Annotated in this window: 21 protein-coding genes; 10 read left to right on the plus strand and 11 right to left on the minus strand. The window is 68.5% G+C overall.

The genetic code is table 11. The annotated features are described in order from the left end of the window. Nucleotides 1-19: 19 nt before the first annotated feature. Nucleotides 20-1,561 (plus strand): leucyl aminopeptidase, encoded by a 1,542-nt coding sequence (locus OG976_RS02995; protein ID WP_328357684.1) that lies wholly within the window; start codon nucleotides 20-22, stop codon nucleotides 1,559-1,561. A 23-nt stretch (nucleotides 1,562-1,584) separates the two neighbouring features. Here the strand turns inward: OG976_RS02995 and OG976_RS03000 are convergent, their stop codons facing one another. Together OG976_RS03000 and OG976_RS03005 are read right to left on the minus strand one after the other, a co-directional pair. After that, a complete protein-coding gene (locus OG976_RS03000) occupies nucleotides 1,585-3,333 on the minus strand; it encodes an SDR family oxidoreductase (RefSeq protein ID WP_328357687.1) in 1,749 nt (582 codons plus the stop codon). 102 nt (nucleotides 3,334-3,435) lie between these two features. Continuing rightward, entirely contained in the window at nucleotides 3,436-3,780 is a 345-nt protein-coding gene (locus OG976_RS03005; RefSeq protein ID WP_328357690.1) for an oxidoreductase, read from the minus strand. Nucleotides 3,781-3,922: 142 nt separating this feature from the next. Here OG976_RS03005 and sucB point away from each other — a divergent pair, with 142 nt between their 5' ends. Genes sucB through OG976_RS03030 form a run of 5 tightly spaced genes read left to right on the plus strand, consistent with a single transcriptional unit; the run spans nucleotide 3,923 to nucleotide 9,023 of the window. Beyond that, the gene (gene sucB / locus OG976_RS03010; RefSeq protein ID WP_328357693.1) at nucleotides 3,923-5,683 is read left to right on the plus strand and encodes a 2-oxoglutarate dehydrogenase, E2 component, dihydrolipoamide succinyltransferase; all 1,761 of its coding nucleotides are present in this window, start codon (nucleotides 3,923-3,925) and stop codon (nucleotides 5,681-5,683) included. Between the two features lie 4 nt (nucleotides 5,684-5,687). Next, nucleotides 5,688-6,599 carry a TIGR01777 family oxidoreductase gene (locus tag OG976_RS03015; RefSeq protein ID WP_328357696.1) on the plus strand — a complete coding sequence of 304 codons (912 nt, stop codon included), beginning with the start codon at nucleotides 5,688-5,690 and terminating at the stop codon, nucleotides 6,597-6,599. A gap of 13 nt (nucleotides 6,600-6,612) precedes the next feature. Further along, complete coding sequence (gene lipB, locus OG976_RS03020; RefSeq protein ID WP_328357699.1) at nucleotides 6,613-7,299, plus strand: lipoyl(octanoyl) transferase LipB; 687 nt, start codon at nucleotides 6,613-6,615, stop codon at nucleotides 7,297-7,299. Next, complete coding sequence (gene lipA, locus OG976_RS03025; protein WP_328357702.1) at nucleotides 7,296-8,246, plus strand: lipoyl synthase; 951 nt, start codon at nucleotides 7,296-7,298, stop codon at nucleotides 8,244-8,246. The genes lipB and lipA overlap by 4 nt, the downstream gene beginning before the upstream one ends. A 24-nt stretch (nucleotides 8,247-8,270) precedes the next feature. After that, on the plus strand, nucleotides 8,271-9,023 hold the full coding sequence (locus OG976_RS03030) for a DUF4191 domain-containing protein (RefSeq protein ID WP_328357705.1): 753 nt from the start codon (nucleotides 8,271-8,273) through the stop codon (nucleotides 9,021-9,023). Between the two features lie 6 nt (nucleotides 9,024-9,029). Here the strand turns inward: OG976_RS03030 and OG976_RS03035 are convergent, their stop codons facing one another. Beyond that, nucleotides 9,030-9,494 (minus strand): RDD family protein, encoded by a 465-nt coding sequence (locus tag OG976_RS03035; RefSeq protein WP_328357708.1) that lies wholly within the window; start codon nucleotides 9,492-9,494, stop codon nucleotides 9,030-9,032. A 170-nt stretch (nucleotides 9,495-9,664) separates the two neighbouring features. Between OG976_RS03035 and glnA (OG976_RS03040) the strand changes: the two genes are divergently transcribed. The 3 genes from glnA (OG976_RS03040) (at nucleotide 9,665) to OG976_RS03050 (ending at nucleotide 12,813) form a co-directional block, all read left to right on the plus strand. Then, nucleotides 9,665-11,101 carry a type I glutamate--ammonia ligase gene (glnA, locus tag OG976_RS03040; RefSeq protein ID WP_328357711.1) on the plus strand — a complete coding sequence of 479 codons (1,437 nt, stop codon included), beginning with the start codon at nucleotides 9,665-9,667 and terminating at the stop codon, nucleotides 11,099-11,101. 153 nt (nucleotides 11,102-11,254) lie between these two features. Beyond that, entirely contained in the window at nucleotides 11,255-11,659 is a 405-nt protein-coding gene (locus OG976_RS03045) for a DoxX family protein (protein WP_328357714.1), read from the plus strand. A 2-nt stretch (nucleotides 11,660-11,661) separates the two neighbouring features. Next, the gene (locus OG976_RS03050; protein WP_328357717.1) at nucleotides 11,662-12,813 is read left to right on the plus strand and encodes an acyl-CoA dehydrogenase family protein; all 1,152 of its coding nucleotides are present in this window, start codon (nucleotides 11,662-11,664) and stop codon (nucleotides 12,811-12,813) included. Between the two features lie 4 nt (nucleotides 12,814-12,817). Here OG976_RS03050 and OG976_RS03055 read toward each other — a convergent pair whose 3' ends face one another. Genes OG976_RS03055 through OG976_RS03070 form a run of 4 tightly spaced genes read right to left on the minus strand, consistent with a single transcriptional unit; the run spans nucleotide 12,818 to nucleotide 17,892 of the window. Further along, on the minus strand, nucleotides 12,818-13,426 hold the full coding sequence (locus OG976_RS03055) for a carbonic anhydrase (RefSeq protein ID WP_328357720.1): 609 nt from the start codon (nucleotides 13,424-13,426) through the stop codon (nucleotides 12,818-12,820). A gap of 31 nt (nucleotides 13,427-13,457) precedes the next feature. After that, the gene (locus OG976_RS03060; protein ID WP_328357723.1) at nucleotides 13,458-13,781 is read right to left on the minus strand and encodes a P-II family nitrogen regulator; all 324 of its coding nucleotides are present in this window, start codon (nucleotides 13,779-13,781) and stop codon (nucleotides 13,458-13,460) included. Further along, entirely contained in the window at nucleotides 13,778-16,348 is a 2,571-nt protein-coding gene (locus tag OG976_RS03065) for a DUF2309 domain-containing protein (RefSeq protein WP_328357725.1), read from the minus strand. The genes OG976_RS03060 and OG976_RS03065 overlap by 4 nt, the downstream gene beginning before the upstream one ends. Beyond that, a complete protein-coding gene (locus OG976_RS03070) occupies nucleotides 16,345-17,892 on the minus strand; it encodes a proton-conducting transporter transmembrane domain-containing protein (RefSeq protein WP_328357730.1) in 1,548 nt (515 codons plus the stop codon). Before OG976_RS03070 ends, OG976_RS03065 begins: the two co-directional genes overlap by 4 nt. A gap of 144 nt (nucleotides 17,893-18,036) precedes the next feature. Between OG976_RS03070 and OG976_RS03075 the strand changes: the two genes are divergently transcribed. Then, complete coding sequence (locus OG976_RS03075; protein ID WP_328357733.1) at nucleotides 18,037-18,321, plus strand: helix-turn-helix transcriptional regulator; 285 nt, start codon at nucleotides 18,037-18,039, stop codon at nucleotides 18,319-18,321. Here the strand turns inward: OG976_RS03075 and OG976_RS03080 are convergent. From OG976_RS03080 to glnA (OG976_RS03095), 4 genes are read right to left on the minus strand one after another with little or no spacing between them, the layout of a single operon-like run. After that, on the minus strand, nucleotides 18,318-19,178 hold the full coding sequence (locus OG976_RS03080; protein WP_328357736.1) for a TIGR03619 family F420-dependent LLM class oxidoreductase: 861 nt from the start codon (nucleotides 19,176-19,178) through the stop codon (nucleotides 18,318-18,320). The genes OG976_RS03075 and OG976_RS03080 overlap by 4 nt on opposite strands. Then, nucleotides 19,175-19,807: a PaaI family thioesterase gene (locus OG976_RS03085; protein WP_328363104.1), complete on the minus strand. Its 633-nt coding sequence runs from the start codon at nucleotides 19,805-19,807 to the stop codon at nucleotides 19,175-19,177. The genes OG976_RS03080 and OG976_RS03085 overlap by 4 nt, the downstream gene beginning before the upstream one ends. 5 nt (nucleotides 19,808-19,812) lie before the next feature. Then, nucleotides 19,813-22,788, minus strand: a complete 2,976-nt coding sequence (locus OG976_RS03090; protein ID WP_328357739.1) for a bifunctional [glutamine synthetase] adenylyltransferase/[glutamine synthetase]-adenylyl-L-tyrosine phosphorylase — start codon at nucleotides 22,786-22,788, stop codon at nucleotides 19,813-19,815. A gap of 54 nt (nucleotides 22,789-22,842) precedes the next feature. Further along, nucleotides 22,843-24,183, minus strand: coding sequence for a type I glutamate--ammonia ligase (gene glnA / locus OG976_RS03095; protein ID WP_328357742.1), 1,341 nt, complete (start codon nucleotides 24,181-24,183; stop codon nucleotides 22,843-22,845). Nucleotides 24,184-24,195 lie beyond the last annotated feature (12 nt).

The following is a 24,195-nucleotide window of genomic DNA, read 5'->3' on the forward strand; positions in this document are numbered from 1 at the left end:
CTCGTTAGGGTGATTGCTCGTGAGCACCGAACCCGGATACCGCGCCCCTGTCGTCACCGTCGCCACCTCGCTGCCCAAGCGCGGGATCGGCTCCGCGGTGCTGGTCGTTCCCATCGTCACCGGCAGCGTGACCGGGAGCGTGACCGGCGGCGACGCCGACGGCAGTCCCAAGGTAGTGGGCGGCCCGTTCCTTGACGCCGAGGCGATCGGTGAGATCGAGGTGGCGCTTCGGGCGCTGGGCGCCAAGGGCGGCGCCGAGCAGGTGACCCGCCTGCACGTGCCGTCACTTCCGGTGGGCAGCGTGCTGGCCGTCGGACTGGGTGCCGCGCGCGACGAGTGGCCTGCCGAGGTGATCCGGCGCGCCTCAGGCGTGGCCGCTCGGTCGCTGTCCGGCGTCGAGTCGATCATCACCACGCTGACCGAACTGCACCTCGAGGCGGCGATCGAAGGCCTGATCCTGGGCGGCTACCGGTTCACCGAGTTCCGCAGCGCCAAGACCGCGCCCAAGGACCCGGCCCTGACCAGGGTCACCGCACTCAGCACCGCCTCCGGCGCCAAGAAGGCCGCCGCGCGGGCCACCGACATCGCCGTCGCCGTCAACACCGCGCGCGACCTGGTGAACACCCCGCCCAGTCACCTGTTCCCCGCCGAGTTCGCCAAGCGCGCCAAGGCCCTCGGCGAGGCCGTCGGCCTCGAGGTCGAGGTGCTCGACGACAAGGCGCTGGCCAAGGCCGGGTACGGCGGCATCGTGGGCGTGGGCAAGGGCTCCTCGCGGCTGCCCCGGTTGGTGCGGCTAACCCACCGGGGAGCCAAGGGCCGCAAGGCTAAGCGCGTCGCGCTGGTCGGCAAGGGCATCACCTTCGACACCGGCGGCATCTCCATCAAGCCCGCCGCCTCGATGCACCACATGACCTCGGACATGGGCGGCGCCGCGGCGGTGATCGCCACCGTGGTGCTGGCGGCCAAGCAGGACCTTCCGATCGACGTGATCGCCACGGTGCCGATGGCCGAGAACATGCCCTCGTCGACCGCACAGCGTCCCGGTGACGTACTGACCCAGTACGGCGGGATCACCGTCGAGGTGCTCAATACCGACGCCGAGGGGCGGCTGATCCTGGCCGACGCCATCGTGCGGGCCTGTGAAGACAAGCCGGACTACCTCATCGAGACCTCCACGCTGACCGGCGCCCAGACCGTCGCCCTCGGCGCGCGCACGCCGGGGGTGATGGGCAGCGACGAGTTCCGTGACCGGGTGGCCGCACTGTCGCAGGCCGAGGGCGAGAACGCCTGGGCCATGCCGCTGCCCGAAGAACTCAAGGACGACCTGAAGTCCTCGGTGGCCGATCTGGCCAACGTCAGCTCAGCGCGTTTCGCGGGCATGCTGGTCGCCGGGGTGTACCTGCGCGAGTTCGTCGCCGAGGGTGTCCAGTGGGCGCACATCGACATCGCCGGGCCGGCCTACAACACCTCGGGGCCGTGGGGCTACACACCCAAGGGCGGCACCGGTGTTCCGGCGCGGACCATGTTCGCGGTCCTGGAGGACATCGCCGCAAACGGCTAGTCCGTTCGCCCGGGGTTGGGCCCCTAGAGCACCTTGCCCCGCGCCGCGCTGCGCAGGGCTTGCGGCGCGATCCTCGAGGTCCCGTACAACAGGTACGCCTCGGGGGTGACCGGGCGGATCGGCTTGTTCTTCTTGACCGCGGACACGATGGCTGCCGCCACCTTGTCCGGGGTGTAGCGCCGCAGCGCGAACATCTTCTCCAGTTGAGCGCGCCGGCCCGCGACCGCGTCATGGTTGTCCTGCGGGGCGTGCATGGCGGTGGTCGACACGATGTTGGTGTTGACCACTCCCGGGCAGATCGTCGTGAGACCTATTCCGGCCGAGTCGAGTTCGGCGCGCAGGCAGTCGGAGAACATGTACACCGCGGCTTTGGATGTGCAGTAGGCGTTGAGCGACTGCAGCGGTGCGTAGGCCGCCATCGAGGCGACGTTGACGATGTGGCCGCCGGTGCCACGGTCGACGAGGCGGCGGGCGAAGGCACGACAGCCGTTGACGACACCGCCGAGGTTGACGTCGAGGACCTTGTCGAACTCCTCGGCCGGGGTGTCCAGGAACGCACCGGCGACACCGATGCCGGCGTTGTTGACGACGATGTCGGGCACCCCGTGGGCCGAGCACACCTGCTCGGCGAACCGTTCGACCGCCTCGGCGTCGGAGACGTCCAGCGGGTAGGCGTGCACGGGCGCGCCGAGCGCGGCGATGCGGCCGGCGGTCTCCTTGAGGCCGGCCTCGTCGATGTCGCTGATCACGAGTTCGGCGCCGTAGCGGGCGAAGGCCAACGCGGTCTCGCGCCCGATTCCGCTGCCCGCACCGGTCACCGACACGAGCGTGTCGCCGAACTGCTTGCGCGGCCGGTCGACCTGGGCCCGCAGCAGGGTGCGGGCGGCCGGCTTGCCGTCGAGGTGGTCGGCCAGTTCGGTGACCGCGGCGGCGAGCACCTGGGGGTGCGAGAACGGCGACCAGTGCCCGGCCCGGATCTCGCGCCGCCACAGCCGCGGCACCCACCGTGAGGTGTCGTCGTAGACGTAGGGCCGCACGTAGGGATCGTCGAGGTTGACGATCAGCTGCACCGGGACGTCGACGTAGCGGTCGCTGCGGGCCCGGCGCAGCGACCGGAAGAAATTCGCGCGGTAGATCTTCATCCCGTTGGCGGCATCGGTGACGTAGGTGGCGCCGTCGTGCACCTGAGCCGCGGGTATTCCACGGATCATCAAGTGCCGCAGCCGCTTTGCTCCGACACGCATCAGCGCGGGGGCCACTACCGGCACGGAGAAGCCCGCCATGTAGCTGAGGTGAGCAGCCTGGGAAAGCGCGTGGGAGAACCGCTTTGGCCGGTAGGGCCGCTTGAGCCCGTCGCGCACGTAACGGCTGAAGTGGTCGGCACACGGGCCCGAGACCGACGTGAACGAGGCCACCCGGTCGGCGGCTCCGGGCCTGGCCACGTACTCCCACATACCCGCCGACCCCCAGTCGTGGGCCAGCACGTGCACCCGCTCGGCGGGGCAGACCTCGGCGACGACGGCCGCGAAGTCGTCGGCGAAGTTCGGCATCGTGTACGACGACGCCTTCTGCGGCGCCGTCGACGCCCCGGCCCCACGGTTGTCGTAGCGGATGATGCGGAACTTCTGCGCGAGCAGGGGCACCACACCGTCCCACAGCACGTGCGAGTCCGGCCAGCCATGTACGAGCACGAGCGTCGGGCCCTGGGGGTTGCCGTGCTCGTACACCGCGATGCGAGTCCCGTCATTGCTGTCGACGAAGCGCGTGGGCATCAGACCCTCCCGAGAAGATTACCTGTAACGGCCAGTAGCTCATACCGTTGGTACCGAACAACTTTGACCCTGCCCGCCCCGGCGAGCCGCTGTCAAGACACCTCAGCGTTCGTCGAGTTCGTCCCGCAGCGCCCGGCGGCGCTCGATGCGGCGCTTGGCGTCATAGTTGCGCATGCGCTGGGGGTAACCCACTTTCTGCACGTCGTAGACCGGAATTCGCAGCTGCTCGCCGAGGCGGCGCGCACCGGCGGCACCGCCGCTCGGCCTGCGTGTCCACTCCCCGTCCGCGGCCACCAGCACCACGGTCATCGGCGTGACGCTGGTTTGGGGCTCGACGAAGGCTTCCACTCCGGTGCGTTCGGCGGCCCACTCCCGCAGGTGTTTCTGGTCGGCTGCCGACCCCGACACGCCGCGGCGGCCGGTTCGGAACCTGTCGAACAACCCCAACTTTTGCTGAACTCCTTTCAACGGGCTTTCTTCGATGGTGCCAGAGAAAAAACATGCTTCGCCCTGAGTGCGTGCCAGCGGCCCGGTGATGACAGGATGGTCATAGACCCGCACGACTGACCGTTCTAGGGAGTCTTCACCTATGGCCGTCTCCGTCCAGATGCCCGCACTCGGTGAGAGCGTCACCGAAGGGACCGTCACCCGCTGGCTTAAGCAAGAGGGGGACACCGTCGAGGTCGACGAGCCACTGCTGGAGGTGTCCACCGACAAGGTCGACACCGAGATCCCCTCGCCCGTCTCGGGTGTGCTGACCAAGATCGTCGCCCAGGAGGACGACACCGTCGAGGTCGGCGGCGAGCTGGCGGTCATCGGAGAAGCAGGCGAAGCGGCCCAGTCCGCGCCCGCGCCGGAGCCGGCCGCGCAGGAGGAGCCCGCCGCCGAGCCCGAGCCCGAGCCTGAGCCCGCGGCCGTGGAGCCCGAACCCGAACCGCAGCCCGAGGCCGCACCACAGCCGGCTGCGCAGTCGTCGGGATCCTCGACTCCGGTGCTGATGCCTGAGCTCGGCGAGTCGGTCACCGAGGGCACGGTGACGCGCTGGCTCAAGAAGGTCGGCGACGAGGTCGCCGTAGACGAGCCGCTCGTGGAGGTGTCCACCGACAAGGTCGACACCGAAATCCCCTCGCCGGTGGCGGGGACGCTGGTGAGCATCACCGCGGAAGAGGACGACACCGTCGCCGTCGGTGGCGAACTGGCCAAGATCGGTGACGCCGGCGCCGCGGCCGCCCCGGCGCCCGCGCCGACACCGGAACCCAAGCCCGAACCCAAGCCCGAGCCGACACCGGAACCCAAGGCCGCGCCCGCACCCGAACCGAAAGCCGAGCCCGCCCCCGAGCCCAAGCCGGCTCCGGCTGCCGCCCCGGCCCCGGCCCCGGCCGCCGAGAGCGACACCGGCGACGGCAGCCCCTACGTCACGCCGCTGGTGCGAAAACTGGCCGCCGAGAACGGGATCGACCTCGCGACGGTCAAGGGCACCGGCGTCGGTGGCCGCATCCGCAAGCAGGATGTGCTGGCCGCCGCGGAAGCCAAGAAGGCTCCCCCGGCACCCGCTCCCGCGGCAGCACCCGCCGCCTCGCCGGCGGCCGCTCCGGCCGCCCCCGCAGCCGCCTCCCCGCTGGCTCACCTGCGCGGCACGACGCAGAAGGCCAACCGGATCCGGCAGATCACTGCCAAGAAGACCCGGGAGTCGCTGCAGACCACCGCGCAGCTCACCCAGACCCACGAGGTCGATATGACCAAGATCGTGGCGCTGCGGGCCAAGGCCAAGAAGTCGTTCGCCGAGCAGGAAGGTGTCAACCTCACCTACCTGCCGTTCATCGCTCGCGCGGTGATCGACGCCCTCAAAGCGCATCCCAACATCAACGCCAGCTACAACGAGGACACCAAGGAGATCACCTACTACGACGCCGAGAACCTCGGTTTCGCGGTGGACACCGATCAGGGTCTGCTGTCCCCCGTCGTGCACAACGCCGGTGACCTGTCGCTGGCCGGTCTGGCCCGCGCAATCCACGACATCGCCGATCGCGCGCGTTCGGGCAACCTCAAGCCCGACGAACTCTCCGGTGGCACGTTCACCATCACCAACATCGGCAGCCAGGGCGCGCTGTTCGACACCCCGATCCTGGTGCCGCCGCAGGCGGCGATGCTGGGCACGGGTGCGATCGTCAAGCGTCCGCGGGTCATCGTCGACGAATCCGGCAACGAGTCGATCGGCGTGCGGTCCATCTGCTACCTGCCCCTGACCTACGACCACCGGCTCATCGACGGCGCCGACGCCGGCCGATTCCTCACCACGGTGAAGCGGCGGCTCGAAGAAGGGGCGTTCGAGGCCGACTTGGGGCTCTGAGGCAATGGGCGAATCTGTTATCGCCATCGCCGGCTCGTCGGGGCTGATCGGCTCGGCACTGGTTTCGACGCTGCGCGCCGCAGACAACCGGGTGATCCGCATCGTGCGCCGCGCCCCGGCCAACGGCGACGAACTGCACTGGAATCCCGGCAGTGGGGAGTTCGACCCGGCCGGGCTCGACGGCGTCGACGCCGTGGTGAACCTGTGCGGGGTCGGCGTGGGCGACAAGCGGTGGTCGGGTTCGTTCAAGCAGACGCTGCGCGACAGCCGCATCGACCCGACCGATGTGATCTCGGCGGCGGTGGTCGACGCCGGAGTACCGGTGCTCGTCAACGCCAGCGCCGTAGGGTTCTACGGTGACACCCGCGGCCGGGTCGTCGACGAAACCGCCCCTGCCGGAGCGGGTTTCCTGGCCCAGCTCTGCGTCGACTGGGAGGCCGCGACACTGCCCGCCGAGGACGCCGGAGTGCGGGTGGTGCTGGCCCGGACCGGTCTGGTGCTCTCCCCCGGTGGCGGCGGGGTGCTGGGGCGGCTGCGCCCGCTGTTCGCGCTCGGGTTGGGCGGCCGGCTCGGCGGCGGCCGGCAGTACATGCCCTGGATCAGCCTGGAGGACCAGGTTCGCGCGCTGCTGTTCGCGATCAACTCCGAGGACGTGTCCGGTCCGGTGAACTTCACCGGGCCCGCGCCGGTGACCAATTCGGAGTTCACTGCGGCGCTGGGTCGGGCGCTCAACCGCCCCACTCCGTGGCTGGTGCCCGGAATCGCGCTGCGCACCCTTCTCGGCGAGTTCGCCGAGGAAGGCCTGCTCGGCGGCCAGCGCGCCATCCCGGCCGCGTTGGAACGGGCCGGCTTCGTGTTCCACCACAACACCATCGGCGAGGCGCTGGCGTATGCCACCTCCTCGGCGCAGGGCTAGTAGCGTCGATCAGGTGCGCCAGTCCATCCGGTCCAGCCCCGCACCAGTCGAGGTGCGGCAGCTGGGCGCGGTGGACTATCGCAGCGCCTGGCAGCTGCAGCGCGAGCTCGCCGACGCCCGGGTGGCCGGCGGTCCTGACACCCTGCTGCTCCTGGAGCACCCGGCGGTCTACACCGCGGGAAAACGCACCGAGGATCACGAACGTCCCGTGGACGGCACCCCCGTCGTCGACACCGACCGCGGCGGCAAGATCACCTGGCACGGGCCGGGCCAGCTCGTCGGCTATCCCGTGATCGGCATGGCCGAGCCGCTGGATGTGGTGAATTATGTTCGGCGACTTGAAGAATCACTGATCGCCGTGTGTGCCGGCCTCGGAGTGCAGACCTTCCGCGTCGAGGGCCGCTCCGGGGTGTGGCTGCCCGCCTGCGACGGCCGCCCCGAGCGCAAGATCGCGGCGATCGGCATCCGGGTGGCCCGCGGCACCACCTTGCACGGCTTCGCGCTGAACTGTGACTGCGACCTGTCGGCCTACTCCGCGATCGTGCCGTGCGGGATCGCTGACGCGGGGGTGACATCGCTGAGTGCCGAACTGGGCAGGCGAGTCGAGATCGACGACGTCCGCGGGCCTGTTGCGCAGGCGGTGTGTGACGCACTCGACGGCCGCCTACCAGTGTCGACTCACGTAGCATCGACATCGTGAGCGTCGACCCCGGTACCCGCAAGCTGCTGCGCCTGGAGGTCCGCAACGCCGAGACCCCCATCGAGCGCAAGCCGCCGTGGATCAAGACGCGGGCCAAGATGGGCCCGGAGTACACCGAGCTGAAGAGCCTGGTCCGCCGCGAAGGTCTGCACACGGTCTGCGAGGAAGCCGGCTGCCCCAACATCTACGAATGCTGGGAGGACCGGGAGGCGACGTTCCTCATCGGCGGTGAGCAGTGCACCCGCCGCTGTGACTTCTGCCAGATCGACACCGGAAAGCCCGCCGAACTCGACCGCGACGAGCCCCGCCGGGTGGCCGAGAGCGTTGCCGCGATGGGCCTGAAGTACGCCACGGTTACCGGTGTCGCCCGTGACGACCTGCCCGACGGCGGGGCGTGGCTGTACGCCGAGACGGTGCGCGCCATCAAGGCCCTCAACCCGTCCACCGGTGTCGAGTTGCTGGCGCCCGACTTCAACGGCGAGCCCGCGTTGCTGCGCGAGGTGTTCGAATCGCGTCCAGAAGTGTTCGCGCACAACGTCGAGACCGTGCCGCGCATCTTCAAGCGGATCCGGCCCGCGTTCCGTTACCAGCGCAGCCTCGATGTGCTGACCGCCGCCCGCGAGTTCGGTCTGGTGACCAAGAGCAACCTCATCCTCGGGATGGGCGAGACCATCGACGAGGTGCACGACGCGCTGGCCGACCTGCACGGCGCCGGCTGCGACATCGTCACCATCACCCAGTACCTGCGGCCGTCGCTGCGCCACCACCCGGTCGAGCGCTGGGTTCACCCCGACGAGTTCGTCGCACTCGCCGCCCATGCCGAGGGGTTGGGTTTCGCCGGCGTGCTGGCCGGGCCACTGGTGCGTTCGTCGTACCGCGCGGGCCGGCTTTATGAGCAGGCCGCCCGCACGCACCGGCTCGGCACGACGACCCCGGCTCCGCGCTGATCCGGCTTCCGTATCCTGCTAGCTATGGCGAAATCCCGCACCCCCGCCGCAACCAAGGCCGCCAAGGCCGAGGCGAAGGCCGCCCGCAAGGTCGCGTCCAAGCAGCGCCGCAGTCAGCTGTGGCAGGCATTCCAGATGCAACGCAAAGAGGACAAGCGCCTACTGCCGTACATGATCGGCGCGTTTGTGCTGATCGTGGCCGCGTCGGTGGCCGTCGGCATCTACACCGGCGGGTTCACGATGTATCTGATGATCCTGCTCGGCGTGGTGCTGGGCGCACTGGTCGCGTTCATCATCTTCGGTCGCCGCGCCCAGAAGTCGGTGTACAGCAAGGCCGAGGGCCAGACCGGTGCCGCGGCGTGGGCACTGGACAACCTGCGCGGTAAATGGCGGGTCACACCGGGTGTCGCCGCCACCGGGCATTTCGATGCGGTGCACCGGGTGATCGGGCGCCCCGGCGTGATCTTCGTCGCCGAGGGCTCGCCGTCACGGGTCAAGCCGCTGCTGGCCCAGGAGAAGAAGCGCACTGCCCGCCTGGTCGGCGAGGTGCCGATCTACGACGTGATCGTCGGTAACGGCGAGGGCGAGGTGCCGCTGTCGAAGCTGGAACGGCATCTGACGAAGCTGCCGGCGAATATCACCGTCAAGCAGATGGACGCCCTGGAGTCCAAGCTGGTCGCGCTGGGCTCGCGGATCGGCCCGGCCGCAATGCCGAAGGGTCCGCTGCCGGGCCAGGCCAAGATGAAGGGCGTGCAGCGCACCGTACGGCGGCGCTAGCTCACGTCAGCGCCGCACCACGGCTGTCGCGGTGAAGCGGTCGTGCAGGCCGCGGCCATCGGCATCGGTGAACAACGGCGGGATCACCAGCGCGATCAGCAATCCCCGCACGATCGCTCGTCCGGTTCCCACGTGCACGCGGTTGTCGACCGGAACCACCATCAATCCCAGCGCGTACTGGCCGGGGGTGAACCCGAACAGCCGTACCGAAATCACCCCGAGCAGGAACCAGATCACCAGGACCGCGGTGGACAGCGTGGCGGTGCTCACCATCCCGGTCGCGATCGCCAGCCCGGCGAGCCCGTAACTGATGAACCAGTCGATGAGCAGTGCGGCGAATCGCCTGCCCATCCGTGCCAGCGACCGTGAGCCGGTCTCCGGCAGGCCGAGGTCCTGGCCCGGGTACCCAGTCCGTCCGCTGGGCTCGACAGATTCGGGTCCGGACAGCCATGAGCCGATTTCACGCGCCATGGCCCCAGGATAGGTGGACCCGACGTTCCCCTGCGGGCCGCCGATGCGTAACGTCGGCGCAACACGAGCTTGACTGGCGTGCAACATCAGCTACTTAGCGTCACCTGCGGGTTAAGAATGTGTGCCTGGACATGCATGACCGGCTGCAAAGCAAAGAATGGAGTGTTTAAGTGGCAGAAAAGAACGCTGACGACATCTTTAAGCTGATCAAGGACGAGGACGTCGAGTACGTCGACATCCGGTTCTGCGACCTGCCTGGTGTCGTCCAGCACTTCTCGATCCCGGCCTCCGCGTTCGACAAGAGCGTGTTCGAGGACGGCCTCGCGTTCGACGGTTCGTCGGTTCGCGGCTTCCAGTCAATCCACGAGTCCGACATGATGCTGCTGCCGGACCCCGAGACCGCGCGCATCGACCCGTTCCGCCATGCGAAGACGTTGAACCTGAACTTCTTCGTCCACGACCCGTTCACCCGTGAGGCCTACTCGCGCGACCCGCGCAACGTGGCCCGCAAGGCGGAGAACTACCTGGCCAGCACCGGCATCGCCGACACCGCCTTCTTCGGCGCCGAGGCGGAGTTCTACATCTTCGACTCGGTGAGCTTCGACTCGAAGATGAACGGCACCTTCTACGAGGTCGACTCCGAGTCGGGCTGGTGGAACACCGGCGAGCCGTTCGAGGCCGACGGAAGCCCCAACCTGGGCTACAAGGTTCGCCCCAAGGGCGGCTACTTCCCGGTGGCGCCGTACGACCACTACGTGGATCTGCGCGACGAGATGGCGACCAACCTGCAGAACGCCGGCTTCACCCTCGAGCGCGGTCACCACGAGGTGGGCACCGCCGGCCAGGCCGAGATCAACTACAAGTTCAACACGCTGCTACATGCGGCCGACGATGTGCTGCTGTTCAAATACATCATCAAGAACACGGCATGGAAGAACGGCAAGACCGTCACCTTCATGCCCAAGCCGCTCTTCGGTGACAACGGCTCGGGCATGCACGCCCACCAGTCGCTGTGGAAGGACGGCAAGCCGCTGTTCCACGACGAGTCCGGTTACGCCGGCCTGTCGGATCTGGCCCGCCACTACATCGGCGGCATCCTGCACCACGCACCGTCGCTGCTGGCGTTCACCAACCCGACGGTGAACTCCTACAAGCGCTTGGTGCCGGGTTACGAGGCCCCGATCAACCTGGTGTACAGCCAGCGCAACCGGTCGGCGTGCGTGCGCATCCCGATCACCGGCAACAACCCGAAGGCCAAGCGCCTCGAGTTCCGCTGCCCCGACAGCTCGGGTAACCCGTACCTGGCGTTCGCGGCGATGTTGATGGCCGGCATCGACGGCATCAAGAAGAAGATCGAGCCGCTGGCGCCCGTGGACAAGGACCTCTACGAGTTGCCGCCGGACGAGGCCGCCAACATCCCGCAGGCCCCGACCTCGCTGGCGGCGGTGATCGACCGTCTCGAAGAGGACCACGAGTACCTCACCGAGGGTGGCGTGTTCACTCCCGACCTGATCGAGACGTACATCGCATACAAGCGGGAGAACGAGATCCTGCCGATCCAGATCCGGCCGCATCCGTACGAGTTCGCGCTCTACTACGACGTGTAACCGCTTGTCGCAGTAGGCCGTTGGCGCCCATCCACTGCACGATCTCCTCCGAAATCGTGCAGCGGGTGGGCGCTTCGGCATGTGGGAGCACTGTGTCCACGCAGCGGAAGGGCGGACTATCCGGACTGCGGTCCGAATAGTACGCTTTCAGCTATGACACAGAAACTGGATGCTCGCCTGACCACCTACCACTCCCCCGTGCTCGGCGTGTTCCGCATCGTCGTCGGCTTCCTGTTCGCCATCCACGGCACGGTGAAATTGTTCGCCTGGCCGATCGACCAGGGCGGCGGCGCCGTGCCGGTGGGCACCTGGCCGTACTGGTACGCCGGCGTGATCGAACTCGTCGTCGGCGTTCTGGTCATCCTGGGACTGGGCGTGATCACCCGGATCGCCGCGATCATCGGCTCCGGCCAGATGGCCTTCGCCTACTTCACCCAGCACCAGCCGAACGCCCTGTGGCCCATCGATAATGGTGGCGAACTGGCGATCCTGTACTGCTTCTCGTTCCTGCTGATCGCGTTCGCCGGCGTGGGCGCGTTTGCCGTGCGCAAGAGCTAGCCATGGGCCGTAAGCACACGCCGTCCTGGCACGACGACGAAGTCGGTGCGCTCCACGAACTGGCGCTGGGCTTCTTCGAGCGAGAAGTGGTGGCACACGTCGACACGTGGGACGCCCAGCGCCACATCGACCGCAGCGTCTGGCTGGAGGCCGGCAAGCTGGGCCTGCTGCTGTGTTCGGTTCCCGAGGAGTACGGCGGGGGCGGCGGCACCTTCGCACACGACCTCGCCGTACTCGACGCCCAGGGGTACGCAGGTGACCTGTCGCTGGGTATCGGCGTGCACAGCGGCATCGTTCCGCACTACATCGTCAAATACGGTTCGGAGGAACAGAAGCGCACCTGGCTGCCGCCGATGGCCACCGGCGAGATGCTCTGTGCCATCGGTATGACCGAGCCGGGCGCGGGCTCGGACCTGAAAGCCATCCGCACCAGCGCGGTGCGCAAGGGCGACGAGTACATCGTCAACGGCTCCAAGACGTTCATCACCAATGGCGGCTCGGCAGACATGATCCTGCTCGCCGTCAAGACGGACCCCAAGGCGGGCGCGCGCGGAATCTCGCTGCTGCTCATCGACCTGCACGACGCTCCTGGATTCCAGGTCACCAGGGTGCTCGACAAGGTGGGCCAGCACGGCGCGGACACCGCCGAGATGTCCTTCACCGACGTCCGGGTGCCGGTGGCCAACCTGCTCGGACCCGACGAGGGCCTGGGTTTCGGCCAGATGATCGACCAGCTCGGCCAGGAACGGCTGGTGGTCGCCGCCCAGGCGATCGGCGGCCTGGAACGCGCGGTCGACGAGACCGTGTCCTACACCAAGTCCCGGGAAGCCTTCGGGCACAGCCTGTTCGACTTCCAGAACACCGCGTTCGAACTCGCTGAGTGCGCCACGATCGCGCGTACCTGCCGCACCTTCTTCGACCACTGCGTCGAATCACACCTGCGCGGTGAGCTCGACGGCAGCGACGCGGCGATGGCCAAGTACTGGATCACCGACCAGCAGTGTGCCGTCATCGACCGGTGCGTCCAACTGCACGGTGGGTACGGCTACATGCGCGAGTACCTGATCGCCCGGATGTACGAGGACGCCCGGGTGCAGCGCATCTACGCCGGCGCCAACGAGGTGATGAAGCAGATCATCAGCCGGTCGCTCTAGCAGCTCAGACGCACTCCAGTAGCGAGTCACCCGCCTCACCGAGCGCACCGACGGTGGCGTAGGCCTGGATTCGTCCGCTGTGATCGGTTGTCGCGCAGACGATCCCGCACAGTCCGGCGTCGACCCGCCGGGCGATCACCGGTGACTTCTCCAGCAGCGACATCCCGACCGAGACGATGTGGGCGGCAGCGACGGCGTCGACGCTGTCCGCCGCCGATCCTCGCCGCACGATCGAGGTGAGTGCCTGTTCGATGGCCAGCCGGCTGGCGCCGTCCGGCACCTCGGCGGTGTCCCAGGCCCGCAATGCCGCGCGCATCGCGCTGCAGTTGTGGTGGCCGAGCACCACGATCAGCGGCACCTCGAACGTCTCGACCGCGTGCTCGAGGCTCCCGAGGACGCCGGTGTCGACGACGTGGCCCCAGGTGCTCAGGTCCAGCAGCGAACCCCAGCTCTGGCCGAACACCACCTCGTTGGCGACATCGGCGTCCGAGCACCGGAATACCGCGGCGACGGGCGGGCCGTCGTGGAAGTTCTGCCGCTGTGGGCGCAGCGGCCGGAAGAACAGCTCGTTGCCCGCACGCAGTCGCTGCCAGGCGCTCATCGGATCAGACATGGTGGTGAACCTTTCTTTTCAGTGGGCGAAATCAGGAGAAGTAGTCGGGCCGGCTGACGTAGGTCTCGGTCACGAACATCACGCCGGACGAGGCGTCGAGCAGGGGCCGCAGTCCGGCCAGCAGTGCATCGACCTTGTCTTCCGGCACCACCGTGATGAGCAGTTCCAGCGCGGCCTGCTGGTTGAACAGCAGCCGGCCCTGGTGGTATCCGCTGTGCCCGAGCCCGGAGACCCCGGACAGGCTGGTGAAGCCGGTGGCGCCGACGCTCTGGATGAGCTCGCGCACCGCAGGCGCGTCACTTCCGGCGACGACGACCTCGATCTTGATCATCTTGGTCAGTGGCGGTGCGGTCATGGAACCATCTCCTCTTCGTCGAGAACTTCTGGGGTGCTGTTGTTTTCGGTCCAGGATCGCCATCCCGCGATCGTCCATCGTTGCCATTCCTGCCCCGGCGTCTCGCGGGCTGCCATGCTGACCCAGCCGTTGCCGAAGAGCCGCTGCAGGATCGGGTTGCGCTGTACCACCATGTCGATCCGCTCCAGCGGGGCCTGGATGACCGCGAGCAGCCGCATGGGCTCGTGTGCCAGGCCCCGGCTGGTGGCCACCGACTGCCAGGGCAGCCCCAGCCGCAGGTCCCCTTCGTGGCCGGCGATGACACCGGCGGTGCCGACCACGTTGTGGATGGTCTTGGTGCCGGCGCCGAAGACCTCGGGTGCGACCGTGGAGAAGTAGTACTGGCAGTTGATCCACTGAGCGACCACCAGAGGTGCGGTCAGGATCGTCTCCAGTGCGCTGCCGTCCCGGTCGACCTCGGCGGAGTAGGAGTGCAGAAATGTCCTGCGCCGCAGGTCGATTCCGCGGGACATCTCGCGCGGGCCCACCAGGAAGGCGGCGTTGCCCGCCAGCGCCCACTCCGGGTACACCTGCGCCCAGTCCAGCGAGCGGCCCACGACGTGGCGGGCGGCCCGCGTCGGCGACATGTCCTGCGGAGCACCGGGCAGCAGCGCGCCGCGTTCGGCGGCCAGTGCCGCACCGGCGGTGGCCAGTGCACCCTGCAGCCGAACCACCTGATCGCGATGTGAGGCGGGGATCAGATGGTCGTCGAGCACCGTCACCCGGTCGGTGGCGGTGTCGTGCTGGGCGGCGAGAAACCAGGTGTGATCCGGGATGTCGATACCCAGCGGCCGCAACTCCTCGCGCACGTCGGCCTGGTTGAGGATCGCCGCGGCGGTGCGGGCGTTGGGGCCACCGGCCTGGCCTCCGCAGGCACCGCAGTCCAGTGCCGCCTGGTACGGGTTGTTCTCGGTCGTGCTGGCGTGTCCGCAGAGCACGACCAGCCGGCCGAACTGCCCCGTCAGGCCCATCGTGGTGAGCGCCACCTGGGCGAACAGGGCCCGCTGGTCCAGGGACAGGTCGGTGACGTTCAGCTCGGCCGGGGCCTGCGGAGCCACCAGGTCACGCAGCCGCCGGCGCAACCGTCCGCTGGTGGCGGGGGTCAGCGTCTTTGCCGCCGACAAGGGTGCCGCCGCCCAACCGGCCGCCTCGGCGAGAGTGAACGGCGCTGCCAGTGCATCTTTGGCGGCATGGAAGGCCGATTCGGCCGCGGCCAGTCCGCGGAACCCCGCCGCCCGGCGCGCGGCCGTGGCAGCCGCCCCGGGCGCCGGTGTCTCGTGGATCTCGTGGCTGGGCTCGATCAGTACCGGGCACAGATCGCAGGAGGCGCCACCGAGTAGGTCGGTGAACCGGATGGCGACCGCGAAGAAGCCGGCGAAGCCGAAGGTCTGGTATCCCTCGGTCGACTCCAGGTGCCTGCGCAGCCCTTCGGAGCGGGTGTCGATGCAGGTGACCACCTGGGTGTGTGGGGTGGACGGCTCGGGCGCCTCGCCCGCGGCGCTCAGGGCGTCCAGCAGCTCATCGCGGTAATGACCCTCGAAGGCGTTCTGCCACAACATTTCCCGCGCAGTGACGGGCAGTGCGGCGAGCACCCGGGCGGCGGCGGTCAGCTCCGCTTCGGCCGCCTCGCCGACACCCCACACCTGGGCGAGGTGCACCGCACGCTGCCGTGCCGATGGGATGCGCTCGGCGGGCTGTTCGGCTGCACGCTCACTGCGGCGCCCGGCCAGCAGTGCCGCCTCATAGCTCAACCGCATGGCCAGGTAGGCCAGCAGGTCGATGCCCTTGTCGCGGCCGGCGCACCACTGGATGTGTGCCGCCCAGCCGGGCAGCCGGGTGAGGTGTGCCTGCAGGTATGCGGCACGGTCGGCGTCGTCCACGTCGAGCGCCGAAAGTGCCTGTAGGACCGCGTCATCAGGGCGTTCGGCTGCCGCGCGCAGTGCGGCCCTGGCCTTGCGGGACAGTGTCGGGTCGGCCGTCGCCAGTCCCCGCCATGCCGTGTAGAAGCCGGCCTCGCGTCCCGGCATCGGCCAGCCGGCCTCGCCGAAGAATGCTGAGCACCACTTGGCGGCCTGCGCGTCGACGATCCGGGCCATCTCGGGAGCGCACTGTTCGGCGGTGGTGCGGAAGCGGCGGGCCGGTTGCGGCGTTCCGGTGCCGTGCAGCAGGTCGCCGCGCAGCAGGTCGGCGGGCGTGACGTCGCGAGCGCCCAGGCGCAGTACCGGTTGGGCCAGCAGGCTCGGATAGCGCCGTTGCAGCGCCCGGTCGAGGTCGGCGTCGGTGATGCGTCCCGCCCGATACAGGTCGCGGAAGCCGTCCTCGGCCAGTGTGCCCCGGGTCCCGTAGAGGTCCCCGGCGCGCCGGACTGCCTGCTCGAAGGGCAGGTTCTCCAGACCGGCCAGCGGGTTGACCGCGATGAAGGTCTCCAGCGGGTAGTGGGTGGGCAGCACCCGGGCGGCGAGGGTGATGTCGCTGCGCAGCTGGGACCTGCGCTCGGCGAGGCTGGCTTCCAGGTGGGCGGTCGTCATGAACGGGCTCCTGTCAGTCGGATGGAACGAGTCGGTGTGGGTGCTGCGATGTGGCCGGCGCTCAGGGCGCGGACGTAGAGGATCCGCTGCAGCCGGTCGGACCGCGGGGCCGCGCGCAGGACTGCCAGGCCGGCGAGCAGCGTCAGGGCGGCACCGGTGATGAGCCACGTCGCGCCGGCCGGGAGCACCGCGGCGGGCAGCGCCGGGGCCAGGAACCCGCTGACCGTGGTGATCAGCCAGACGTAGGCGATGCTCGCCGGCGCCAGGAAGGCGCCGGCCGCCAGCACTCCGGTGGTTCCCGGGCGGCGCTTGAGCCAGCCCCAGGTCACCGCGGCACCTGTCACCCAGGCGAAGAGCAGCAGCGCCCACTCGGCGGTGTGATCACCGGACCCCGCAGGCACCACCGTCACCGCCAGGCCGAGCGCGGCTGTCGGCATCCCCAGGGCTGCGATGAGTGCCCCGCGCCGCTGGCCATCAGTGGGTGCGGTGGGCGGCAGCATCGCCTTGCGGCGCCGGTAGGCGATGGCCGATCCGGAGGACAGGAACAGGGTGGCCTTGTAGAAGCCGTGGGCGACGAGGTGGAAGACCGCTGCGGCCCACAGCCCCAGCCCGCAGGTGAGGATCATGAAGCCCATCTGGGCCATGGTCGAATGTGCCAGCGCGCCTTTGATATCCGGCTTGACGAGCATGATGACCGCGCCGTAGCCGAGGGTGGCGATGCCCGCGCCGATCGTCAGTGCCTGGGCTGGGCCCGACGTGGCGGTCAGGGCGCTGAGCTTGATGAGCAGGATGCCGCCGGCGTTGACCACACCGGCGTGCAGCAGCGCCGAGACCGGGGTCGGAGCGGCCAGCGTGGCGGGCAGCCAGCGATGGAAGGGCATCTGGGCCGAGCGGGACAACGCGGCCACCACCACCAGGCAGGCGGCAATCGCCATGACCGGCCCGCCGAGCGGCTGCGAGGCCAGCGTCGCCAACTCGAGGCTGCCGCTGCGGGTCGCGGCCAGAACCACCGCGGTCCACAGTGCGAGGTCGCCGAGGAGGAAGGCGATGGCGGTACGCCGTACTCCGTCTCGGGCGGCGGGCAGATCCCAGTAGGTCGCCAGAAGCAGGCACAGGGCCAGCCCGGCCAGCGTCCAGCCGACGCCCAGGACCACGAGCGTCTGCGCGGTCATCAGCATGGCGGAGGCCGTGGTGAGCAGACCCGCACCCGCGGTGAACCAACCCGCTCGCGGGTCCTCGGCGAGGTAGCGGACCGCGAAGGCCTGCACGATCGTGCTGACGCCGAAGACCAGCAGCAGGAGCACCACCGCCAGCCGGTCTGCCGAAAGGGCGAGGATGGCGTTTCCGCCGGCGCCGGCCACTGTCACCGACACCGTCTCGCCGCGTGCCGCCTCGACCGCCAGGGCGACCGCCGTCAGGAACCCGAATCCCGCAGCAGCGGCCCCGAGCCGGCCGACCAGCCGGGCGTGGCGCCGGCCTGCGGCCGCGGCGACCGCCCCGATCAGCACCGGTCCGAGCAGGCTGGCCACCAGCAGTGCGCTCATGTTCGACATGCGACACAAATTACATGTGTTTAGTTTCCGGTGTCAATCTTCTGGAAACGGAAATCTTGTTTGTGTCGGCGGGTGTACGGACAAAACCGGAGATGGTTGTTTCCTGTTACGGCGTTGCGGACCTAGGATTCCGGTATGGCAGAGTGGACGTTTCTCACCAATCACGCCCACACGCTGCTGTGTATCGCCCGAGACCCCGGGATCCGGCTGCGCGATGTGGCCGAACGGGTCGGCGTCACCGAACGCGCGGCACAGCGCATCGTCAGCGATCTGGTCGAAGCCGGCTACCTGGACCGGCTACGTGAGGGCAGGCGTAACTACTACCGGGTCAAGGCCGACCGGCCGCTGCGGCACCCGGTCGAACGCGGCCACCACATTGGCGAGATCCTGTCGGTCCTGCACGAGGCGGATGCGACTTAGGCGTCCAGCCCCAGATCCTTGCGGAACCGCCGCATTCCGTCGATCTTGTCGGCTACCGAGGCGTCGGGCGCGCAGTAGAACACCCACGGCATGGTGATGATGCCGTGGATTCCGGCAGCCGAGGCGCGTTCGTAGTGCTCGGGCAGGAAGGCGTCCGACAACGGGGTCACCACCGTGTAGCCGTCCATGGTCAGGCCCTTGTCGGCCCGTAACGCACGCACCTTCTCGACGCGCTCGATGGCCTGATCCAGCGTGATGAGATCGCCGATCCAGCCGTCGAGACCCGCCGCGCGGCGCAGTGCGATGTCCGACAAACCGCCGCTGTAGACGGGGATGGGTGGCGGCGTCGGGGTCATCTCCAAGCGTGGAGTCTGGTAGAACTCACCGTCGAACTCCGTCCAGCCGGGCTGCCACAGCTCCCGCATCAGCCGGATCATCTCGTCAGTTCGCTTGCCCCGCTTGGCGAATTGCTGGCCCATCAAGGTGAACTCTTCTTCGCACCAGCCGACCCCGATACCCAGCTCCACCCGGCCGTCGGCCAGATAGGCAGCGGTGCCGATGGCCTTGGCCGCCGAGTAGGGGTCGCGCATCGCCGGAATGTAGACGGTGGTGAGGAACTTCAGCCGCTGCGTGGCCTGCGCCAGCGCCCCGACGAGCACCCACGGGTCGGGCCAGTCGGTGAACGGCTGCCACCGGCGCTCGCCGTCGGGGGTGTACGGGTACGGGGTGGCAAGCGTCTCGAGGTTCACCACGTGGTCCGGGATGCCCAAGCCCTCGTAGCCGAGATCGTCTGCGGCCTTTGCGATCTCGATGACCTCACTGGTCTTCAGAAAAGCGCAGCTGACGTAGAATTTCATCCGGTTGCAACCCTCGCCCACGCTGGCATGATGAAAACCCCTTCTGCTTCAACAGTGGTCCCTTGCGCGTCGCCCAATGTGCCACGCGCATAGGTCTTGTGTCCCTCGGTGCGCTCCACCCATGCCCGCGCCCGCAGCGGCCCCAGCGGTGTTCCGCGAAGATACTTCAGCGTGATCGTGCCGGTGAACCTGGGCTTGCTGAGCTGGTTGGTCGCGACCTCACCGAGCAGCTGGTCGAGCAGCAGCGCGCAGATCCCGCCGTGCACCAGCCCGGGCGGGCCCTCGTAGAGAGGTCCGAGCGTGAACTCGCTCCAGCACCGGCCCGCACCGTCATGGTGTGTCGTCATCGGCGGCGCCAGCGGATTGTGCTGTCCCACAGCCGGATTGCGCCACACTACCGGCAGTCCGGTCTCGGCATGCCGCAGGATCCGCGGCCGGTCGGTCGCAGTGCGCTCGAGCACCTCACTGACCGCGTCGATGGCCTGGCGGGCCGCGACGATCGTCTCCTCGTCGGCCCCGCTGTGCAGGCTGGCGTCGACGAGCCTGCGCACCGCCTCGGCCAACGGCTCGTGCAGCGCCGCGATCCGGTCATGCTCTTCGGCACTGATGAAATCCCAGTCGACATCCATTGCCGTCAACCCCCGAACACTCGCAGCGCCACCGTCTTGGCCCTCCGGGTGACGCGAAGGTAGTTGTCCAGGAACTCTCCGCCGTCGTCGTTGTGCCAGCCGGCCGCCACCGCCACCGCATTGAGCTGACGGCCCGGCCCTGGCAGCTGGTCGGTGGGCTTGCCGCGCACCAGCACCAGCGCGTTGCGCGCCCTGGTGGCTGTGAGCCACGCCTGGCGCAACATGTCGACGTCGTCCTCGGCGAGCAGCTCGGCTGCGCCGATGACGTCGAGTGTCTGCAACGTCGAGGTGTTGTGCAGCGCTGGCACCTCGTGTGCATGACGCAGTTGCAGCAACTGCACCGTCCATTCGATGTCGGCCAGGCCGCCGCGACCGAGTTTGGTGTGGGTGTTGGGATCGGCGCCGCGCGGCAGCCGCTCGGCGTCCACCCGGGCCTTGACCCGCCGGATCTCGTGCACGGCCTCGGCCGACACCCCACCGGCGGGGTACCGGGTCTTGTCCACCATCAGCAGGAAGCGGTGGCCCAGTTCGAGGTCGCCGGCCACCCGGTGGGCACGCAGCAGCGCCTGAATCTCCCAGGCCTGCGCCCACTGGTCGTAGTAAGCCTCATAGGAGGCCAGGGTGCGGACCAGCGGACCCTGCCTGCCTTCGGGCCGCAGGTTGGCGTCGACCTCCAACGGCGGGTCCGCGCTCGGGGTGCCCAGCAGTGCACGGACCTGCTCGGCGATCGACACCGACCACTTGACTGCCCGGGACTCCTCCACTCCGGCGTTCGGTTCGCAGACGAACATCACGTCGGCATCCGAGCCGTAACCCAACTCGCCGCCGCCCAGGCGGCCCATGCCGATGACGGCGATCCTGGCCGGGACCGTGCCGTCGGCGGCGGTGTTCGCCCGGATCACCGCCTCCAGCGCCGACTGCAGCACCGCCACCCAGATCGAGGTGAGGGCGGCGCAGACCTGCCTGACCTCGAGCATCCCGAGTAGGTCGGCGGAGGCGATCCGGGCCAGTTCGCGTCGGCGCAACGTGCGGGAGGCACTGATGGCCCGCACCGGGTCGGGATGCCGCGCGGTCGAGGCGATCAACGACCGCGCCACACCGTCGGGATCGACGTCGAGCAGTTTGGGCCCGGCGGGCCCGTCGGCGTACTGCTGGATCACCTCGGGGGCGCGCATCAGAAGTTCGGGTACGAATGCCGAGGTGCCCAGCACCCGCATCAGCCTTTTAGCAACGGCGCTCTCGTCACGCAATGTGCTGAGATACCAACGCTGTTCGGATAGCGCCTCACTGACGCGGCGATAGGCCAGCAGGCCGCTGTCCGGGTCGGGGGTGTCCGAGAGCCAGTCCAGCAGTCGCGGCAGCAGCACCGCCTGCACCCGACCGCGCCGGCCGTTCTGGTTGACCAACGCGCCCAGATGGGTCAGGGCGCTCTGCGGACCCTCATAACCGAGTGCGGCAAGCTGCCTTTCGGCCGCCGCGGGAGTCAGGCCGGGGGCGAGGCCCACCGATGGACCGACCGACTCCAGCAGCGGCTGATAGAACAACTTGGCATGCAGCCGCGACACCCGCAGGTTCTGCCGCTTGATCTCCTCGCGCAGCACGCCCAGCGCGTCGTGGGTGCCGTCGGGTCGCATGTGGGCCGCACGCGCCAGCCAGCGCAGCGCCTCGATGTCGTCGGGTGCGGGCAGCATGTGAGTTCTCTTGAGGCGCTGCAATTGCAGTCGGTGCTCGAGCAGGCGCAGGAACTCATAGGACGCGGTGAGGTTGGCGGCGTCGTCACGGCCGACGTATCCCCCGGAGCTCAGTGCCGCCAACGCGTCCAGCGTCGAGGCCACGTGCAGCGAATCGTCGGTGCGGCCGTGCACCAATTGCAGCAACTGGACCGCGAATTCGACGTCGCGCAGGCCGCCGGTGCCCAGCTTGATCTCCCGGTCGCGCACATCCGCAGGCACCAGCGCCTCGACCCGGCGCCGCATCGCCTGGACTTCGGGCACGAAATCCTCACGCTCACAGGCGGTCCAGACCATCGGCATCAGCGCCGCGCGGTACTGCTCCCCCAGTTCGGCGTCACCCACGGCCGGCCGGGCCTTCAACAGGGCCTGGAACTCCCAGGTCTTGGCCCAGCGCTGGTAGTAGGCGATGTGCGAGTCCAGCGTGCGCACCAGAGCGCCCTGCTTGCCCTCGGGTCGCAGTGCGGCGTCGACTTCGAAGAAGGTGTCCGATGCCAACCGCATCAGTTCACCCGCGACCCGGGTGGTGATCGCATCGGCGAACTCGGCGACGAAGATGACGTCGACGTCGCTGACGTAATTAAGTTCGCGCGCACCGCATTTGCCCATCGCGATGACCGCGATGCGAGGTGCCGTCTCATCCTGTTTACACACGGCCGCCACCGCGACCTGCAACGTGGCGTGCAGCGCGGCATCAGCCATGTCGGAGAGATGGGCGCCGACCGTCTGGAACTGCAGGACGGGTTCGTTCTCGACGGTGGGTGCCAGGTCAAGACCGGCCAGGATCAGCAGCTGGTCGCGGTACAGAGTCCGCAGCTTCGGCATGATTGTGGCTGCGGCTGTTCCGAATTCGCCGATGCAATCGTCGAAGGCTCGCCGCAACTGCGCGGCATCGGGCAGCGTCACGGCCCCTTCGAGTAGATGCCAGGAGCGCGGGTTGGCCACCAGGTGATCGCCGAGTGCCGACGACGAGCCGATCACGGCGAACAGTCGCCCGCGCAGACCACGATCCTTGAGTAGCGCAGAGTTCAGTTGCTGCCAGTCCGGGCCGAGCGCCTCGGCGAGTCGGACCATCGTGTGCAGCGCGACGTCGGCATCGGGTGACCGCGACAGCGACCACAGCAGCTCGACATGGGCATCGGTATCCCAGCCCAGTACAGCCAGGTCAGCGGGTGCAGTGCGTTCGACCAAACCGAGTCGGCCCACGCTGGGTACGCGTGGGCGCTGCGTCGCTGGTTTGGCCACGCCCACGACGGTATCGCAGTGCCAATTCCCGAGTCGCTCCGCTCCTGCGCTCCGGGAGCATCAGAGCGACAGGTAGGCCTTGAGCTCGTAGGGCGTCACGTTGCTCCGGTACTCCTCCCACTCCGCACGCTTGTTGCGCAGGAAGTAGTCGAAGACGTGCTCGCCGAGCGCCTCGGCGACGAGTTCGGAGTTCTCCATCTCCGACAGTGCGATGCCCAGGCTGGACGGTAGCTCCCGGTAGCCCATGGCGCGGCGCTCTTCGGGGGTCAGCATCCACACGTTGTCCTCGGCCTGGGGGCTCAGCACATAGTTCTTCTCGATGCCCCGCAAACCTGCGGCCAGCAGAACCGCGAAGGTCAGGTACGGGTTGCAGGCCGAGTCGGGGCTGCGGACCTCGATGCGGCGAGAGGACGCCTTGCGCGGGGTATACATCGGCACGCGCACCAGCGCCGAGCGGTTGGACGCGCCCCAGGAAGCCGCGGTCGGCGCCTCGCCGCCGTGCACCAGCCGCTTGTAGGAGTTCACCCACTGGTTGGTGATCGCACTGATCTCGCTGGCGTGCTCGAGGATGCCCGCGATGAACGACTTGGCGACATCGGACAGTTGCAGCGGGTCGTCAGGGCTGTGGAAGGCGTTGTTCTCACCCTCGAAGAGGCTCATGTGGGTGTGCATGGCCGAGCCGGGGTATTCGGCGAACGGCTTGGGCATGAACGACGCCCGCACCCCTTCTGCCAAGGCGACTTCCTTGACGACGTAGCGGAAGGTCATCACGTTGTCGGCCATCGACAACGCATCGGCGTAACGCAGGTCGATCTCCTGCTGGCCCGGCGCGCCCTCGTGGTGGCTGAACTCCACTGAGATGCCCATCTGCTCCAGGGCGTCGATGGCATGGCGGCGGAAGTTGGGGGCCGAGTCGTGCACGGCTTGATCGAAATAGCCGCCGTTGTCGGCGGGCACCGGCACGCTGCCGTCGTACGGTCCGGGCTCGAGCAGGAAGAACTCGATCTCCGGGTGCACGTAGCAGGAGAAGCCGAGATCACTGGCCTTGGCCAACTGCCTGCGCAGCACGTGGCGGCTGTCCGCCCAGGACGGTGAGCCGTCGGGCATGGTGATGTCGCAGAACATCCGCGCCGAGTGGTGCTGACCGCCGCTGGTGGTCCAGGGCAATACCTGGAACGTGGACGGGTCCGGACGGGCGACGGTGTCGGATTCGAAGACGCGGGCGAAGCCCTCGATCGAGGAGCCGTCGAAGCCGATGCCCTCCTCGAAGGCGCCCTCCAACTCCGCAGGTGCGATGGCGACCGATTTGAGGAAGCCGAGCACGTCGGTGAACCACAACCGGACGAATCGGATATCCCGTTCCTCCAGCGTGCGCAGCACAAATTCCTTCTGGCGGTCCATGACGCGAGCGTA

Source organism: Mycobacterium sp. NBC_00419 (genome assembly GCF_036023875.1).
In the GTDB taxonomy this organism is placed as follows: Bacteria; Actinomycetota; Actinomycetes; order Mycobacteriales; family Mycobacteriaceae; genus Mycobacterium.

What these genes read in the sequence shown, in the direction of transcription:
- OG976_RS03000 (WP_328357687.1), bottom strand. Translation starts at nt 3,333, where the DNA reads ATGCCCACGCGCTTCGTCGACAGCAATGACGGGACTCGCATCGCGGTG.
- sucB (WP_328357693.1), top strand. Translation starts at nt 3,923, where the DNA reads ATGGCCGTCTCCGTCCAGATGCCCGCACTCGGTGAGAGCGTCACCGAA.
- OG976_RS03015 (WP_328357696.1), top strand. Translation starts at nt 5,688, where the DNA reads ATGGGCGAATCTGTTATCGCCATCGCCGGCTCGTCGGGGCTGATCGGC.
- OG976_RS03030 (WP_328357705.1), top strand. Translation starts at nt 8,271, where the DNA reads ATGGCGAAATCCCGCACCCCCGCCGCAACCAAGGCCGCCAAGGCCGAG.
- OG976_RS03035 (WP_328357708.1), bottom strand. Translation starts at nt 9,494, where the DNA reads ATGGCGCGTGAAATCGGCTCATGGCTGTCCGGACCCGAATCTGTCGAG.
- OG976_RS03045 (WP_328357714.1), top strand. Translation starts at nt 11,255, where the DNA reads ATGACACAGAAACTGGATGCTCGCCTGACCACCTACCACTCCCCCGTG.
- OG976_RS03050 (WP_328357717.1), top strand. Translation starts at nt 11,662, where the DNA reads ATGGGCCGTAAGCACACGCCGTCCTGGCACGACGACGAAGTCGGTGCG.
- OG976_RS03055 (WP_328357720.1), bottom strand. Translation starts at nt 13,426, where the DNA reads ATGTCTGATCCGATGAGCGCCTGGCAGCGACTGCGTGCGGGCAACGAG.
- OG976_RS03060 (WP_328357723.1), bottom strand. Translation starts at nt 13,781, where the DNA reads ATGACCGCACCGCCACTGACCAAGATGATCAAGATCGAGGTCGTCGTC.
- OG976_RS03065 (WP_328357725.1), bottom strand. Translation starts at nt 16,348, where the DNA reads ATGACGACCGCCCACCTGGAAGCCAGCCTCGCCGAGCGCAGGTCCCAG.
- OG976_RS03070 (WP_328357730.1), bottom strand. Translation starts at nt 17,892, where the DNA reads ATGAGCGCACTGCTGGTGGCCAGCCTGCTCGGACCGGTGCTGATCGGG.
- OG976_RS03075 (WP_328357733.1), top strand. Translation starts at nt 18,037, where the DNA reads ATGGCAGAGTGGACGTTTCTCACCAATCACGCCCACACGCTGCTGTGT.
- OG976_RS03080 (WP_328357736.1), bottom strand. Translation starts at nt 19,178, where the DNA reads ATGAAATTCTACGTCAGCTGCGCTTTTCTGAAGACCAGTGAGGTCATC.
- OG976_RS03085 (WP_328363104.1), bottom strand. Translation starts at nt 19,807, where the DNA reads ATGGATGTCGACTGGGATTTCATCAGTGCCGAAGAGCATGACCGGATC.
- glnA (WP_328357742.1), bottom strand. Translation starts at nt 24,183, where the DNA reads ATGGACCGCCAGAAGGAATTTGTGCTGCGCACGCTGGAGGAACGGGAT.